Raw genomic sequence first — 15,973 nt, 5'->3', positions numbered from 1 at the left:
TGAGGCGCGGGGTCCGGGGCAGAGCCCCGCGACCGCCACGACGGGTCACCCCGCCCGATGCACCACCGCGTCACACAGCTCCACCATCGCCCGCTTCGCCTCACACTCCGACAACGGCGCCAACGCCGACCTGGCCTCCTCCGCGAAGCGAACCGTGTCCCGCCGCGCCTGCTCCAACGCAGGATGCGCCCGCAGTCGCGCGACCGCGTCCGCGAGCCGGGCATCGTCGCTGAGGTCCGAGTCCAGGAGCTCGACCAGCTCCTTGTCCTCGGTGAGGCCGAGCAGCTCGGCCCGCTCGCGCAGCCGCAGCACCGGCAACGTAGCGATGCCCTCCCGCAGATCCGTGCCCGGCGTCTTCCCGGACTCGTGCGAGTCGGACGCGATGTCGAGGACGTCGTCGGCGAGCTGGAAGGCGACGCCGAGCCGCTCCCCGTACTGGGTGAGGACGTCGACGACGGTCTCGTCGGCGCCCGACATCATCGCGCCGAAGCGGCAGGCCACGGCGATCAGCGAACCGGTCTTGCCGCTCAGCACATCCAGATAGTGGTCGACGGGGTCACGCCCGTCCGCCGGACCGGCCGTCTCCAGGATCTGCCCGGTGACCAGCCGCTCGAACGCCTCCGCCTGGATGCGGACGGCGTCCGGGCCGAGGTCGGCGAGGATGTGCGAGGCGCGCGCGAAGAGGAAGTCCCCGGTCAGAACAGCGACGGAGTTGCCCCAGCGCTGATTGGCGCTCGGCACCCCGCGCCGCACGTCCGCCTCGTCCATCACGTCGTCGTGGTACAGCGTCGCGAGGTGGGTGAGCTCGACGACGACGGCGGAGGGCACGATGCCCGGCGCGTACGGGTCGCCGAACTGGGCCGCGAGGGTCACGAGCAGCGGCCGGAACCGTTTGCCCCCGGCGCGCACCAGGTGCTGGGCGGCCTCCGTGATGAAGGGAACCTCGCTCTTGGTGGCCTCGAGCAGTCCCTCCTCGACGGCCGCCAATCCGGCCTGGACATCGGCTTCGAGAGCCTGGTCCCGCACGCTCAGACCGAAAGTCCCGACGACGGTCACGAGAGGTTCTCCTGTCTGCTGACGAACACGACGCTCACATGGCGAACTCGGTCGATCATTCGGTCGATGACACGGTTTGTCGATGTGTCGCTGCCATCACTCAAGTCAGCGTATCCGGTCGCGTTTCGATCACAGGTGGCGCCCGCCCGAACACCCCGGACCAGGCGGGTTCGCGACACCACCGGTATGTTCTTGATCAGCACAGACGACCTGGAGTACGCACTTTGTCCCGCACTGAGAACGACACGGGCAGCGCACCGCCCCCCGAAGACGACACGGCCTTCTTCGGCCAACCGAGGGGCCTGCTCACCCTCTCCGGCCTCGAGGTCTGGGAACGCTTCTCGTTCCTCGGCATGCAGGCCATCCTCGTCCTGTACTTCGCGGACACCGTCGCGCACGGCGGCATGGGCATGGACCCGGGCAACGCGGCCTCGGTCTCGGCGGCGTACGGCACGCTCGTGTACCTCGTCTCGGTCGCGGGCGGCTGGCTCGCCGACCGGATCCTCGGCTCGTACCGCGCCGTCCTGTGGGGCGGCATCCTCATCGCCTGCGGACACTACTCGATGGCGGTGCCCACGCCGACGATGACGTGGGTCGGGCTCGGCCTGATCAGCGCCGGTACCGGACTGCTGAAGCCGAACGTCGCCTCGATGGTCGGCAAGCTGTACCGGACCGACGACGAGCGCCGCGACGCCGGCTTCGCGCTCTACTACATGGGCATCAACATCGGCGCGTTCGCGGGCCCGCTGATCACCGGCTGGCTCGGCGACCACAAGGGCTGGCACTGGGGCTTCTCCGCCGCCGCCATCGGGATGACGCTCGGTCTGATCCAGTACGTCGTCGGGCGGCGTCACCTGGCCGGGCGCACGGACGCCGCCGAGTACGCGCTGCCGCCCGAGGGGATGCGGCGCGCGGTGCGGCTGATGATCGTGGGCGCGGTCGTGGTGGCGGCGCTCGCCGTGCTCCTCGGCTCGGTCGGCTGGCTGACGATGGGCCGCTTCGTCGACGTCCTCACGTACATCTCGGTGATCGCGCCGATCGTGTACTTCGTCGTCATGTTCAAGAGCCCCCGGGTGACGGCCGAGGAGCGCGGCCGCCTCAAGCCGTACCTGGTCCTCTTCATCGCCTCGGTCGCCTTCAACTTCATCCTGTTCCAGGCGTACTCGACGATGATGCTGCTCGCGTCGACGAACGCCGAGTCGACCATCCTCGGCTTCGACTTCCCCACCAGCTGGTACGCCTCCGCGCTCGGCGCCTTCGAGGTGGCGCTCGCGCCCGTCGTGGCGACCGTGTGGGCGCGGATGGGCCGGCGCCAGCCGCACGCCTCCAACAAGATCGCGATCGGCGTGATCCTCGGCGGCCTGTCGTTCGTCCTGATGGCGCTGCCGACCTCGGGCCACAGCGACAGCACGTACAAGATGGCGGCCTGGTGGATCGTCGGCTCGTACCTGCTGCTCGGCCTCGGCGACATCCTCGTGGAGACGTCCGGGATGTCCGCGACCACCAAGCTCGCCCCGCAGGCCTTCGCCAGCCAGACCATGTCCCTGTGGTTTCTCTCGCTCGCACTCGCGAACGGAATCCAGGCCCAGACCGTCAAGCTCTACGGCGAGGTCTCCAACCCCGCGTACTTCGGCGTCAACGGCGCGATCGCGGTCGCGGTCGGTATCGCCGTCATCGCCCTGGCGCCGTGGCTGCGCCGCACCATGCACCCCGTTCACTGAGGCCACAGAGGTTCCCCCATGAGCACGACTCCCAAGATCCGATCCGAGTTCCCGTTCGGGACGACCCGCGAGGACATCCGCGTACCCCTGTCCGACGGGACGACGCTCTTCGCCCGCGTCTGGCGTCCCGTGACCGACGATCCCGTGCCCGTGCTGCTGGAGTACCTCCCGTACCGGCTCTCCGACTGGACGGCGCCGCGCGACTGGCAGCGGCACCCCTGGTACGCGGGTCATGGCTACGCCTCCGTACGTGTCGACGTCCGCGGCCACGGCAACTCCGAGGGCATGCCGACCGACGAGTACTCCGAGACGGAGCTCGCCGACGGCGTCGAGGTCGTGAACTGGCTCGCGGCCCAGCCCTGGTCCTCCGGCAAGGTCGGCATGTTCGGCATCTCCTGGGGCGGCTTCAACTCCCTCCAGATCGCGGCCCTCGCCCCCGAGCCGCTGAAGGCGATCATCACCGTCTGCTCGGCGGACGACCGCTACGACAACGACGTGCACTACATGGGCGGCTCGGTGCTCGCCGTGGACATGCACGCGTGGGCGGCGACGATGCTCGCCTTCGTGTCCCGGCCGCCGGACCCGCGGTTCGTGGGCGAGGGCTGGAAGGACATGTGGACGAAGCGCCTGGAGGAGGTCGACCCCTTCATCCACACGTGGCTGAACCACCAGACCCGCGACGACTACTGGCGGCACGGCAGCGTCTGCGAGGACTACTCCGCGATCAAGGCGGGCGTGCTCGCGGTGGGCGGCTGGCACGACCCGTACCGCGACACGGTGCTCCGGTTGGTGGAGAACCTGCCGGACACGCAGGTCCGCGGCCTGATCGGCCCCTGGTCGCACCAGTACCCGGACCGCGGGCTGCCGCCGGGCCCGGCCATCGGCTTCCTCCAGGAGACGCTGCGCTGGTGGGACCACTGGCTCAAGGGCGAGGACACCGGCGTGATGGAGGAACCGAAGCTCCGCTCCTGGATCAGCGACTCCCACCCGCCGGCCACGGTGTACGACCAGTTGCCGGGCCGCTGGGTGGGCGACGAGTCCTGGCCGTCCCCGCACGTCTCGAAGGTCTCGTACGCGCTCGGGGGCGATCCGGTCCTCGTCCGCTCGCCGCAGCACACCGGCCTGGACGCGGGCCGCTTCTTCCCGTTCGGGAACGATGCGGACCTGCCGCCGGACCAGCGCGAGGAGGACGCGAAGTCGGCGTGCTTCGAGTTCGAGGTGCCGCAGGAGGTACGGGTTCTGGGGCGGCCGCGGGTGACGTTGCGGGTGACGTGTCCTGTGGAGCGCGGACAGATCGTGGCGCGGGTGTGCGATGTGGCGCCGGACGGCGCGTCGACGCTGGTGACGCGCGGCGTCCTCAACCTGTCGTCGCGACACGGCCGCGACCAGAACGTGCCGTGGGAGCCGGGCACCACGGAGGACGTGGTGTTCGAGCTGAACGGCATCGGCCACGCCTTCCCGGCCGGGCACCGCATCCGGCTCGCGGTCTCCTCGGCGTACTGGCCGTGGATCTGGCCGCAGGCGGGCTCGGAGGCCGGGTTCACGCTCGATCCGGTGGGCAGCGCGCTGGAGTTGCCGGTCCGCGACGGGGAGCCGGGCGGCACGTTCACCTTCGCCGAGCCGGAGCAGTCGCAGCCGCTGGGCGTCGTCTACCCGGAGACGCTGGACGAGCCTCGCCCCGAACGCCTCGTCGTACGGGACGTCGCGGCGGGCGAGTGGAAGCTGGAGGTCGACCCGAAGTACGGCGGCACGCGCGTGTACCCGGACGGCCTGGAGTTCACCGAGGACGCGCTGGAGACGTACGTCATCGACGAGTCCGACCCGCTGTCGGCGCGCACCCGCTCCGACTGGACGATCCGCCTGCACCGCCCGGAGCTCGGCTGGGACGCCCGCGTCGAAACCCGCTCCGAAATCACCTGCACGACAACCGAGTTCCTCACGTCGAGCGAGGTGGTGTGCCGGGACGGCGACGAGGTCCTCTTCCACCGGACGTGGGAACGCCGCATCCCACGGACGGCGGGCTAACGCCCAAGGCGGTGCGGGTCGGCCGCCACGGGTGGGGCATTCAAGCCCCGCCTTCGTACGAGAGCCAGCGGGGTCCGGGGCAGAGCCCCGATCTTCTGGGGTCTCGGCGGCGGACGACCACAATCAAGCCCCGCCGGCGTTTGAGGCGCGGGGTCCGGGGCGGAGCCCCGTGGCGTGGGTGGACGGGGGGGGCAACAGGACCGGTTCAGGCCAAGAGGCGTTCCAGGACGACCGCCACCCCGTCCTCCTCGTTCGACGAAGTCACCTCGTCGGCAACGGCCCTGAGCTCAGGATGCGCGTTCGCCACCGCCACCCCCCGCCCCGCCCACGCGAACATCGGCACATCGTTCGGCATATCGCCGAAGGCAATCGTGTCGCCGGCCCCCGCGCCCAACCGCTCCGCCGCGAGGCTGAGCCCGGTCGCCTTGGTGACACCACGAGGCTGCAGCTCCACCGTCCCGGGCCCCGACATCGTGACGGTGGCCAGCGGCCCCACCGCCGCCCGCGCCACCGCCGCCAACTCGTCGTCCGACAGGGCGGGATGGCGCAGCAGCACCTTGCTGATGGGCTGCGCCCACAGCGCGGCCCGCCCCCGCACCCGTACCGCCGGGAGCGTCGGATGCGGCATCAGATACCCGGGCTCGATGAGCGTGAGCCCCTCCACGCCGTCCTGGTCGACGGCCGCGTACACCTGCCCGACCTCGGCCTCGATCTTGCCGATGGCCTGCTCGGCGAGGTCCCGGTCGAGGGTGAGCGACCACAGCAGCCGGTCGCGTACGCCGTCGTACAGCTGCGCTCCCTGCGCACACACCGCGAGCCCGCCCCCGCCGAGGTCGTCGAGGAGCGGTTTCACGCGGGGCGCGGGCCGTCCCGTCACCACGATGTGCCGGGCGCCCGCGGCGACGGCCGCCGCCAGGGCGCCGCGGGTCCGGTCGGAGACCGTGTCGTCGCGGCGCAGCAGCGTGCCGTCCAGGTCGGTGGCGATGAGTGCATATGCGGGTGCGGGCATGATCCGAAGAATACGGACAGGCCGTGCCCGCGACCCGTCGAGTACCGGCCGCCCTGGCGAGGTACGGCCGGTCACGACCGAGCCGTTTCATCTGTTCGGGGGACGCACCCGCGTGGTCAACCCGGTTGACCCCGCAGGTAGTTGCCGGGGACACCTGGTCAACCGTGCGCCGCCGCCAGGTGCCGGGCGAGCCGCGGCGAGGCGAACTCCGTACCGCACACGAACCGCATGACGGGCCCGTACGAGGACCCGCCCAGCATCCCCGTGAAGTACAGGCCGGGAACGGACGAGACATAGCCGGCGCCGAGCCGCGGCGTGCCGCGGCTGGTGGCGAGCCGCGTCCGCAGCCCCTCCCCCAGGAACGGCATCGCCGCGAGATCCACCCGGTACCCGGTCGCCGCGATGACGTGGTCGGCGGCCATGTCCTCGCCGCGCCCCCCGTGCGTACGCACGCGCAGCACGGGCGCACCCTCCGCCACCGTCACCCGCTCGACCGCCGCGACCTCGCGCACCGCGACCTTGCCCTCGAACCGCTCCCGCAGCCACCACGCGCCCAGCGGCCCCAGCACCCGCCGCACCAGGAAGTGCCGTGCCTGCGGCGGCAGATGACGGTACGGGTGGGGGTAGTACGTGAGCGCGTACAGCGACCACGCGTTGCCGAACGGGGTCTCGGGACGGAACTTCGGCTGGTCCCACGGGGGCGCGCCGAAGCGCACCCGTCCCCTCCCGCGCGCCACCACGCGCACGCGCGCTCCCGCCTCCGCCGCGAGCGCCGCCGTCTCCAGAGCGGACTGGCCCGCGCCGACGACGATCAGCTCCTTGCCCGCGAACCGCGACAGGTCGTGGTGCTGCGCGCTGTGCGAGACCGGGCCCGTGGGGGTGGGTCCGTCCGGCACGGCGGCGGCGAACTCGGGTGGCAGGTGTTCAAGTCCTGACAGGCCGGTGGCGACGACCACGGCCCGCGCCGTGAACTGCTCCCCCGAGTCCAGCTTCAGCTCGAAGCCCTCGCGCCCGCGCCGGTCGACGGAGACCACCCGCACCCGCTCCAGCTCGGGCACCAGCTCCTTCTGGAACCAGTCCCCGTACGCCACGAAGGTCTCGGCGGATATCAGGTCCTCGTCCGTGACGAGCCGCTCGATCCCGGCGGCGTCGCAGTAGTCGACCAGTTTGTGTCCGCGCTGGGGCGCGTCGATGTTCGACGCGGACGGCACGGACTTGAGGATCATGCCTTCGGGCATGTGCGAGCGCCAGCTCACCATGGGCTCCCCGAAGACCCTGACGGGTATTCCGCGCGCCCGCACATGGGCGGCGGTGGACAGGCCGTAGGGCCCCGCCCCAATGACTGCTACCGGGTGTTCTGCCGGATGTTTCACGAAGCCCCTCCCCAGGACGACGCGGTGTCACCTACTTCGTTGTCGCGCGCCGCGGCTGGTCCGCCACAGCTGGTACAGATGCTTCGCCCCGGGCCGTACGAACCGGGCGAGCATCGTGAAGAACGGCCGCGGATCGTCGGCCGCCCACCACGCGAGCTCCGTCCCGCTGGCTCGGGTCGGGGCGTGCGGGGTCGTATAGCCGCTGCGCCGGTACGCGAGCAGGGCCGGGAGGTCGATGTTCTCGACGACGTAGCGCTGTCCCGCCCGCTGTTCCCCCTCCGGAACGGCGCGGCCGGTGAGTGCGAGGTGCATGGCGCGGACGACGTCGATCCCCGCCTCGTTCTCGAAGAGGCGGAACTGGGCGCCCATCCGCGGATTGAAGTCGAGCAGTTTGTACTGTCCGTCGCGCCGGTCGAAGCGCAGGTCCAGGTCGATGATTCCGGTGAAGCCGATCTGCTTGATGAAACGTGCGGCGAGGTCCGCGAGTTCCGGATTGTCGACGACGTACGCGTTGGCCGTCATGCCCGCGTGCGGCGGCCAGGAGCGGACCTTGACGCCGGTGAACATGGCGAGCGGCGTGGAGTCCTGGTCGAAGTACGCGTGCACGATCCAGTCCTCGGCGTCCTCGCGCGGCAGATACTCCTGGAGGATCACGCCGGGCTCCTCGCCCCAGCCGAGGGCGAGTTGGCGCAGGCCCTCTGAGCTCGCGATCCTCGTCGTCCCGTTCACGGCGGGCCGCGAGCGCCGCGTGAACGCCTCCCGGTTCTTCGCCACCACCGGGAACCGGGCCCGCCCCGCGAACTCCTCGATGTCCGCGTACGAGCTCGGGAACACGGCCGTCGGCGACGGGATGCCGTGCTCCACGCACAGCTCGTGCAGGCCCTGTTTGCTGGCGAGGCGGCGCGGCAACTCCCGTTCCACACGCGGGAAGAGCAGCCCCGCGGCGGCGAGCGGACCCTGGTGCTCGGCGATGAGGACGGCCGCCTCCTCGTCCGTCGGGATCAGCACCGTCGGCCGGCCGATCCGGCGGGCGACGCGCAGCAGCCCCTCGACGAGCCGCTGCGGCTCCTCCGTCCCCGTCGTACGCCACGGAAAGGCGCGCAGCAGATAGCGGGAGGCCGCCGCGGGCGTGTAACGGTCCTCCGTGATCGCGTACATGGGCACCCCCAGGCGTCCCAGGCTGCGGATCGCGCCCACTCCTCCGTGGTGCAGCGGATAGTCGCCGAACTTCACGATCAGGCCGGGCACCTCCCGGTCCACGGCGAACGGCATGCTTCCAGCGCTGCTGGCACTCCCGGCGCTCCTGGCCACGGGTCCCCCCACGCGTCCCCCACGGACCCGGACCAGGCCCTGTCCCGTTCCGTCCCGTCCCGTTCTGTCCTGTCCACGCCCACCGGACAATGACGCTAAGCCGGAACCGACCACTCCATCAACGGGTCATTCGGACATTGCGAACTCTTTAGGCACTGCCGCAAACCGGTGCCTCCGACGTAACGTGTGGCGCACCCGAATGGAAAGTGAGGCCCGCTGGCATGGCACCCGCAGCCACGTCCGAGTCCGCGTCCGAGCACACCCCGCTCGACCGTCTCGACCCACTCGACCTTCCCGAAGGCCACCCCTTCGGCCCGCACAACCTTCCGTACGGAGTCTTCTCCCCCGCCTCCTCCGACGAGGCCGAGCGCCGCGTGGGGGTGCGGATCGGGGACCACGTCCTGGACGCGGGCGGCGCCGCCGCGGCCCTCGGCTCCCCGCACGCCCCGGTCCTGGCCCGGCCCACGCTCAACTCCCTTCTGGCGTCCGGCCGTACGACCTGGTCGGACGTGCGCCGCGCGCTGACGTCCTGGGTCACGGACCCGGCCCACCGCGAGCTCGTACGCCCCTTCCTGCACCCCCTCTCCTCGGTCACCCTGCACCTGCCGTTCGAGGTCGCGGACTACGTCGACTTCTACGCATCCGAGAACCACGCCTCGAATCTCGGCCGCCTCTTCCGCCCCGACGAGGAGCCCCTGAAGCCCAACTGGAAGCACCTTCCGGTGGGTTACCACGGCCGCTCCGGCACGGTCGTCGTCTCCGGCACGGACGTGGTCCGCCCCTCGGGCCAGCGCAAGGCGCCCGCCGACCCGGCCCCCGTCTTCGGCCCCTCCGTCCGCCTCGACATCGAGACGGAGGTCGGCTTCGTGGTGGGCGTCCCGTCGCGCCAGGGCACCCCGGTCCCCCTCGCCTCCTACCGCGACCACGTCTTCGGCCTCTGCCTCCTCAACGACTGGTCGGCGCGCGACATCCAGGGCTGGGAGGCGGTGCCGCTCGGCCCGCACCTGGGCAAGTCGTTCGCCACGTCGATCTCCGCGTGGATCACGCCACTTGAGGCCCTGGACGCGGCCCGGGTCTCACCCCCGGAACGTACGGTCCCCCTCCTCCCGTACCTGGACGACTCTTCCGAGCCCGCCGGCTACGACCTGCGTATCACGGTCACCCTCAACGGCCAGGTCATCTCCGAGCCCCCCTTCTCCGGCATGTACTGGACGGGCGCGCAGATGCTCGCCCATATGACGGTCAACGGCGCCTCCCTGCGCACCGGCGACCTCTACGGCTCCGGCACGATCAGCGGCACCGAGGACAACGAACGCGGCTCCCTGATCGAAATCACCTGGAACGGCCAACAGCCCCTGGACCTCCCCACCGGCAAACGCGGCTTCCTCGAAGACGGCGACGTCATCACCCTCTCGGCCTGGGCCCCCGGCCCCGACGGCACGAGGATCCAACTCGGCGAGGTCACGGGCCGCGTCGTCCCTGGAACCTGACCCGGGGCCACCCCCACCGCCATGAGCACGCCGCACCGCCCCCGGCCAGAGGCGAGGAACCATGGCGTGGTCCCGACCTTTCAAGCCCCTCCGACACTTGAGCAGCGGGCCCCGACCTTTCAAGCCCCTCCGGCGCTTGAGGAGCAGGGTCCGGGGCAGAGCCCCGATCTTTCAAGCCCCTCCGGCGATTGAGGAGCGGGGTCCGGGGCAGAGCCCCGTGGCGTGAGGCACCCGTCCCGCGCCCGGGGCGGAGCCAGGCGTCACCAGTCCACGTCCTCCGGCGGAGCCAACTCGTCCTCGGGCTCGGGCGGCGCCTCCTCCCCGGAGGCGTCCCCCCGAAGACCCGCCAAAACCCCGAGCACACCCTCCCCCCACGTCGCCAACTTCTTCTCGCCCACCCCACCAATCGCCCCCAACTGCCCGATGGACGTGGGCTGTTGCAGCGCGATCTCCCGCAACGTCGCGTTCTGGAAGATGACGTACGCCGGCACCCCGTTCTCCTTCGCCTGCGCCCCCCGCCACGCCCGCAACGCCTCGAAGACCGGCGCCACCTCCGCCGGCAGGTCCACCTCCGCCGCCTTCGCCTTCCGGTCCCGCGCGCCCGCGGCCCTCGGCGCCGGCTTCGGCTCCTTGCGCAGCCGCACCTCCCGCTGCCGCCCGAGCACGGCCCCGCTCTCCTCGGTCAGCACCAGCGTCCCGTACTCGCCCTCGACCGCGACGAGCCCCTGCGCCAGCAACTGCCGCACCACACCCCGCCATTCGGCCTCTCCCAGCTCCCCGCCGATGCCGAACACCGACAGCTGGTCGTGGTCGAACTGGATGACCTTGGCGCTGCGCCTGCCGAGCAGAATGTCGATGATCTGGCCCGCGCCGAACTTCTGCCTCCGCTCCCGCTCGAGCCGCACCACGGTCGACAGGATCTTCTGCGCGGCGACCGTGCCGTCCCACGTCTCCGGCGGCGACAGACACGTATCGCAGTTGCCGCAGGACTCCGGCGCCTCCTGCCCGAAGTACGAAAGAAGCTGCGCCCTGCGGCACTGCGCCGTCTCGCACAGCGCCAGCATCGAGTCGAGGTGCGCGGAGGCGCGGCGCCGGAACGCCTCGTCCCCCTCCCCCATATTGATCAACTTGCGCTGCTGCACCACGTCCTGCAGCCCGTACGCCATCCACGCCGTCGACGGCAGGCCGTCCCGCCCGGCGCGCCCGGTCTCCTGGTAGTACCCCTCGACGGACTTCGGGAGATCCATGTGCGCGACGAACCGTACGTCCGGCTTGTCGATGCCCATGCCGAACGCGATGGTCGCGCAGACGACGAGGCCCTCCTCGCGCAGGAACCGCGACTGGTGCGCCGCGCGCGTGCCCGCGTCCAGGCCCGCGTGGTACGGCACCGCCTCGATCCCGTTCTTGCTCAGGAACTCCGCCGTCGCCTCGACCGACTTCCGCGACAGGCAGTAGACGATGCCCGCGTCGCCCTCGTGCTCCTGCTTGAGGAAGCCCAGCAGCTGCTTCTTCGGCTCGGCCTTCCCCACGATCCGGTACTGGATGTTGGGCCGGTCGAAGCTCGCCACGAAGTGCTTGGCGTCCGGCATGCCGAGGCGCTGGGTGATCTCCCGGTGCGTGTCGTGCGTCGCCGTCGCGGTCAGGGCGATGCGCGGCACGTCCGGCCAGTTCTGGCCGAGGACGGACAGGGTCAGGTAGTCGGGGCGGAAGTCGTGGCCCCACTGCGCCACGCAGTGCGCCTCGTCGATGGCGAACAGCGACACCTTGCCCCGGGAGAGCAGCCCGAGCGTGGAGTCGAGGCGCAGCCGCTCCGGCGCGAGGTAGAGCAGGTCGAGCTCGCCCGCGAGGAACTCGGCCTCGACGAGGCGGCGCTCCTCGAAGTCCTGCGTCGAGTTCATGAACCCGGCGCGCACGCCGAGCGCCCGCAGCGCGTCCACCTGGTCCTGCATCAACGCGATCAGGGGCGAGACCACGACCCCCGTACCGGCTCTGACCAGCGCCGGGATCTGGTAGCAGAGCGACTTTCCGCCGCCGGTCGGCATCAGCACGACGGCGTCTCCACCGCCCACCACGTGCTCGATGATCGCTTCCTGCTCGCCGCGGAAAGCGTCGTACCCGAATACGCGGTGGAGCGTGGCGAGGGCCTCGCTCTGGATGGCCCCGCGCTCCGTCGCCTCGCTCATGACTTCCGTCCCCATCATCGCTGCTCCCCCCGTACGCCGTGGTTCGACGTCCTGAGCAACGATAGGGGTCACGACTGACATCACGGAAAGTTATCCACAGGCTGCCCTCGGGCCGCCCTCAGGAGGCGCCTCAGCCCGCCCGCCACAGCGACGGCGTCGCCGGCGGCTCCCACCCCTGCAGCGCGGTGTGCGCCTGGAGGCAGGTGTACGTCACCCCGCCGTAGGTCACCTTGTCGCCCACCTTGTACGACGTCCCGACCGCCCACGTACCGCCGCCGCCGGGCGGGTCGGTGGGCCCGCCGCCCTGGTCCACGTTCAGGACGAAGTCGAACGCGGCCTCCTTGCCCGAGCCCGCGTCACGCACCGTCATCAGCAGGCGCGGGTCGAAGATCGTGTCGGTGTTGTTGCGTGGCTCACCCGGGAAGTAGAGCTGCGTCGTCAGGACGGGCTTTCCCGGCGCCTGCACCTTCACGTGGATGTGCCGGGTCCGCCCCGGATACAGGCCGGGCACGATGGTGGAGAGCTTGAAGGCGCCCTGCGCGTCGGTGAACTGGTGGCCGCGGAAGGTGTAGCCGACGTTGTCGTACGCGCCGTTCACGTCCGCCTGCCAGAAGTCCAGGAGGACTCCCGATATCGGCTTGCAGGCGAGACCGAAGACGTAGCCGCTGACGGCGAGGCGGGTGCCGGGCGTGCCCGCGGTGACGAGCGAGGTGCGCTGCGGGGAGTTCGGCTTGAAGTAGGGGCCCTCGGTCTGTTGGGGCGTCGGGTCGTCGCCGTCGTCGCACATCGGCGTCGGCTCCAGCGTCCGCGCGGTGTCTCTGGAGGTGCGGGCGAGCGCGGGCGCGCTCGCGCCCAGCACCGCCGCGGGGAGGGCGACGCCGGCCGCGACCGCGGCCTTGAGCACCGTCTTGCGCGAGAGATCACGTCCTGATCCGTCCATGGCAACTCCTGGGGGGGGTGAGGTGAAGCGGTCGGCGGCCCGGGTCGCGCCGGGGCGGCCGCCTGGTCGGCCCCGACGCGACCGGTCATGAACCTATGGGCCGCCCCCGGCCACCGACGATGGACGGAATCCGGGGATCGTGGTGAAAATCCCCGCCGCCCGGCCCGCCGCCGCACTCGCCATCGCGCCCACCGTCACGCCCGCCATCGCGCCCACCGTCACGCCCGCCGCCCCACCCGCCGTCACGCCCTCCACCGCGCCGGAACGCCCCCGGGCTGACCCCCGTCTCCCGCCGGAAGAAGCGGCAGAAGTACGCGGGGTCGTCGAACCCCACCCGCAGCGCCACCTGCCGCACGGTGAGCCCGGTGCGCGCCAGCAGCCGCTTCGCCTCGTGCGCCCGCGCCTGCCGCACCAGCTCCCCCGGCGTGCGCCCCGTCGCCTCCTTGACCACCTCGGTGAGATGCCCCGCCGACACCCCGATCCGCTCCGCGCAGCCCCGCACCGAGAGGTCCGCCGGGTCCGCCCCGGCGAGCAGCCCCGCGAACTCCTCGGCCACCGACGGCGCGCGCCCGGCCACGGGCGCCCCGGCGAGCCGCCGCCCCGCCCGCACGATCAGTACGTGCAGCAGCGCCCGCAGCACGGAGCCGAACCCGCCGTCCCCCGCCCGGTACTCCCGGTCCATGTCGCCGAGGAGCGCGGCCGCCCAGCCGTCGGCCGCCTCGTCGAGGGAGCGCCACGGGGCCGCGCCCAGGCGCCGCAGCACCTCCCGGTCGCCGGGGTGGTCGAGCAGGAAGTCCTCGGTGAACAGCACGAGATACCCGTCGACGCCCCGGCAGCCCTCCCAGTGGTGCACCTGCCCGGGCACGATGAACTCCAGGTGCGGCGGCCGCAGTTCGCTGCGGTGCAGATCCCGTACGTGGCTGCCGGCGCCCCCGGTGACGTAGACGATCTCGTAGAAGGTGTGCCGGTGCGGGAAGTCGGCGCGGGACATGGGGCCGAGGGTGTCGAAGGTGCCGATGGCGAAGGGCAGTTCATTGGGCATCGGCACGTCGAGCCGGTGCATGGGGAACGCTCCGGCGGCCCCGTGGGCGACCTCTGGACCCATGCCGTCACGATGGCACGCCCCGTTCCCGCCCGGCACATACCGACCGACCCCCTGCCGCCATCGCATGGCCGGGGGTCGGTCGGGTGTTTCGTACCGCCGCTGTCGCTACCGCACGAACACCCCTGCCTGGCTCGCCAGGTCGAGGAAGTACTGCGGCGCGAGGCCCAGCACGATCGTGACGGCCACGCCCACCCCGATCGTCGTCATGGTCAGCGGCGACGGCACGGCCACGGTCGGCCCGTCCGTCTTCGGCTCGCTGAAGAACATGAGGACGATCACGCGGATGTAGAAGAACGCGGCGATCGCCGAGGACACGACACCGACCACGACGAGCGCGCCCGCGCCGCCCTCGGCCGCCGCCTTGAACACGGCGAACTTGCCCGCGAACCCGGAGGTCAGCGGGATGCCCGCGAAGGCCAGCAGGAACACCGCGAAGACCGCCGCGACCAGGGGCGACCTGCGCCCGAGCCCCGCCCACTTCGACAGGTGCGTCGCCTCGCCGCCCGCGTCCCGTACGAGCGTGACCACGGCGAACGCGCCGATGGTCACGAAGGAGTACGCGCCCAGGTAGAAGAGCACGGACGAGACGCCGTCGGGTGTCGTCGCGATGACACCGGCCAGGATGAAGCCGGCGTGCGCGATCGACGAGTACGCGAGCAGCCGCTTGATGTCGGTCTGCGTGATCGCGACGATCGCGCCGCCCAGCATCGTGACGATGGCGATCGCCCACATGACCGGCCGCCAGTCCCACCGCATGCCCGGCAGCACGACGTACAGCAGCCGCAGCAGCGCGCCGAAGGCCGCGACCTTCGTGGCCGCCGCCATGAAGCCGGTGACCGGCGTCGGAGCGCCCTGGTAGACGTCCGGCGTCCACATGTGGAACGGCACGGCGCCGACCTTGAACAGCAGCCCCATGCCGACCAGCGCCATGCCGATGAGCAGCAGCGCGTCATTGCCCATGGTGTCGGCGAGCGCCGGGTCGACGTTCTGGATCGAGCCGTCGACGACGCTCGCGATGGTGCTGTACGAGACCGAGCCCGCGTACCCGTACAGGAGCGCGATGCCGAACAGCGTGAAGGCGGAGGCGAAGGCGCCGAGCAGGAAGTACTTGACCGCGGCCTCCTGCGACATGAGCCGCTTGCGGCGGGCCACGGCGCACAGCAGGTACAGCGGCAGCGAGAAGACTTCCAGGGCGATGAACAGCGTCAGCAGGTCGTTCGCCGAGGGGAAGACCAGCATGCCGCCGATCGCGAAGAGCGCCAGCGGGAACACCTCTGTGGTGGTGAACCCGGCCTTTATGGCGGCCTTTTCGCTGTCGCTGCCGGGGACGGAGGCGGCCTGCGCGGCGAACGAGTCGACGCGGTTGCCGTGCGCCTCCGGGTCGAGCCGCCGCTCCGCGAACGTGAAGATCGCGACCAACCCGGCCAGCAGGATGGTCCCTTGGAGGAAGAGCGCAGGGCCGTCGACGGCGATCGCGCCCATGGCCGCGATGTGCGCCTTCGTCGTCCCGTACCCGCCGGCCGCGAGCCCGACGACCGCCGCGAAGGCGGCCGCGAGCGCGACGACCGACAGGAACACCTGCACGTAGTAGCGGGACCGGCGCGGCACGAAGGCCTCGATCAGGATCCCCACGATGGCGGCACCGATGACGATCAAGGTCGGGGACAATTGCCCGTATTCGATCTTCGGCGCCTGGATCTTGGAGAGCGGTTCCGCCGCGGTTGTCCACAGACTGTGGACGGCTGACGCAGTCACGTGTG

The 15,973-nt window shown here is 71.3% G+C and carries 11 protein-coding genes; 3 read left to right on the top strand and 8 right to left on the bottom strand.

Translation table 11 applies throughout. The features are described 5' to 3' along the window. Positions 1 to 45: 45 nt before the first annotated feature. On the bottom strand, positions 46 to 1,056 hold the full coding sequence (locus RBJ65_RS02030; RefSeq protein WP_306321094.1) for a polyprenyl synthetase family protein: 1,011 nt from the start codon (positions 1,054 to 1,056) through the stop codon (positions 46 to 48). A 224-nt stretch (positions 1,057 to 1,280) separates the two neighbouring features. On the opposite strand from RBJ65_RS02030, the gene RBJ65_RS02025 reads away from it, so the two are divergent. Continuing rightward, a complete protein-coding gene (locus tag RBJ65_RS02025; RefSeq protein ID WP_306321095.1) occupies positions 1,281 to 2,777 on the top strand; it encodes a peptide MFS transporter in 1,497 nt (498 codons plus the stop codon). Positions 2,778 to 2,795: 18 nt separating this feature from the next. Beyond that, complete coding sequence (locus RBJ65_RS02020; protein ID WP_306321096.1) at positions 2,796 to 4,802, top strand: CocE/NonD family hydrolase; 2,007 nt, start codon at positions 2,796 to 2,798, stop codon at positions 4,800 to 4,802. A 205-nt stretch (positions 4,803 to 5,007) separates the two neighbouring features. Here RBJ65_RS02020 and RBJ65_RS02015 read toward each other — a convergent pair whose 3' ends face one another. From RBJ65_RS02015 to RBJ65_RS02005, 3 genes are all read right to left on the bottom strand, one after another. Then, on the bottom strand, positions 5,008 to 5,811 hold the full coding sequence (locus RBJ65_RS02015) for an HAD family hydrolase (protein WP_306321097.1): 804 nt from the start codon (positions 5,809 to 5,811) through the stop codon (positions 5,008 to 5,010). 158 nt (positions 5,812 to 5,969) lie between these two features. After that, positions 5,970 to 7,184: an FAD-dependent oxidoreductase gene (locus RBJ65_RS02010; RefSeq protein WP_306321098.1), complete on the bottom strand. Its 1,215-nt coding sequence runs from the start codon at positions 7,182 to 7,184 to the stop codon at positions 5,970 to 5,972. A 27-nt stretch (positions 7,185 to 7,211) separates the two neighbouring features. Beyond that, on the bottom strand, positions 7,212 to 8,456 hold the full coding sequence (locus RBJ65_RS02005; protein ID WP_306321099.1) for an ATP-grasp domain-containing protein: 1,245 nt from the start codon (positions 8,454 to 8,456) through the stop codon (positions 7,212 to 7,214). A 260-nt stretch (positions 8,457 to 8,716) separates the two neighbouring features. On the opposite strand from RBJ65_RS02005, the gene fahA reads away from it, so the two are divergent. Continuing rightward, positions 8,717 to 9,985 carry a fumarylacetoacetase gene (gene fahA, locus RBJ65_RS02000; RefSeq protein ID WP_306321100.1) on the top strand — a complete coding sequence of 423 codons (1,269 nt, stop codon included), beginning with the start codon at positions 8,717 to 8,719 and terminating at the stop codon, positions 9,983 to 9,985. Positions 9,986 to 10,245: 260 nt separating this feature from the next. Here fahA and recQ read toward each other — a convergent pair whose 3' ends face one another. From recQ to nuoN, 4 genes are all read right to left on the bottom strand, one after another. Then, positions 10,246 to 12,186, bottom strand: coding sequence for a DNA helicase RecQ (recQ, locus tag RBJ65_RS01995; protein ID WP_372341360.1), 1,941 nt, complete (start codon positions 12,184 to 12,186; stop codon positions 10,246 to 10,248). Between the two features lie 112 nt (positions 12,187 to 12,298). Next, positions 12,299 to 13,108 (bottom strand): carbohydrate-binding protein, encoded by an 810-nt coding sequence (locus RBJ65_RS01990; protein WP_306321102.1) that lies wholly within the window; start codon positions 13,106 to 13,108, stop codon positions 12,299 to 12,301. 85 nt (positions 13,109 to 13,193) lie between these two features. Beyond that, on the bottom strand, positions 13,194 to 14,213 hold the full coding sequence (locus tag RBJ65_RS01985) for an AraC family transcriptional regulator (RefSeq protein ID WP_306321103.1): 1,020 nt from the start codon (positions 14,211 to 14,213) through the stop codon (positions 13,194 to 13,196). Between the two features lie 105 nt (positions 14,214 to 14,318). After that, positions 14,319 to 15,968: an NADH-quinone oxidoreductase subunit NuoN gene (nuoN, locus tag RBJ65_RS01980; RefSeq protein ID WP_306321104.1), complete on the bottom strand. Its 1,650-nt coding sequence runs from the start codon at positions 15,966 to 15,968 to the stop codon at positions 14,319 to 14,321. Positions 15,969 to 15,973 lie beyond the last annotated feature (5 nt).

The organism is Streptomyces sp. KL109B, assembly GCF_030766935.1.
In the GTDB taxonomy this organism is placed as follows: Bacteria; Actinomycetota; Actinomycetes; order Streptomycetales; family Streptomycetaceae; genus Streptomyces.
The sequence above is the reverse complement of the archived record's forward strand: the minus strand, read 5'-3'. Positions and strand labels throughout refer to the sequence as shown.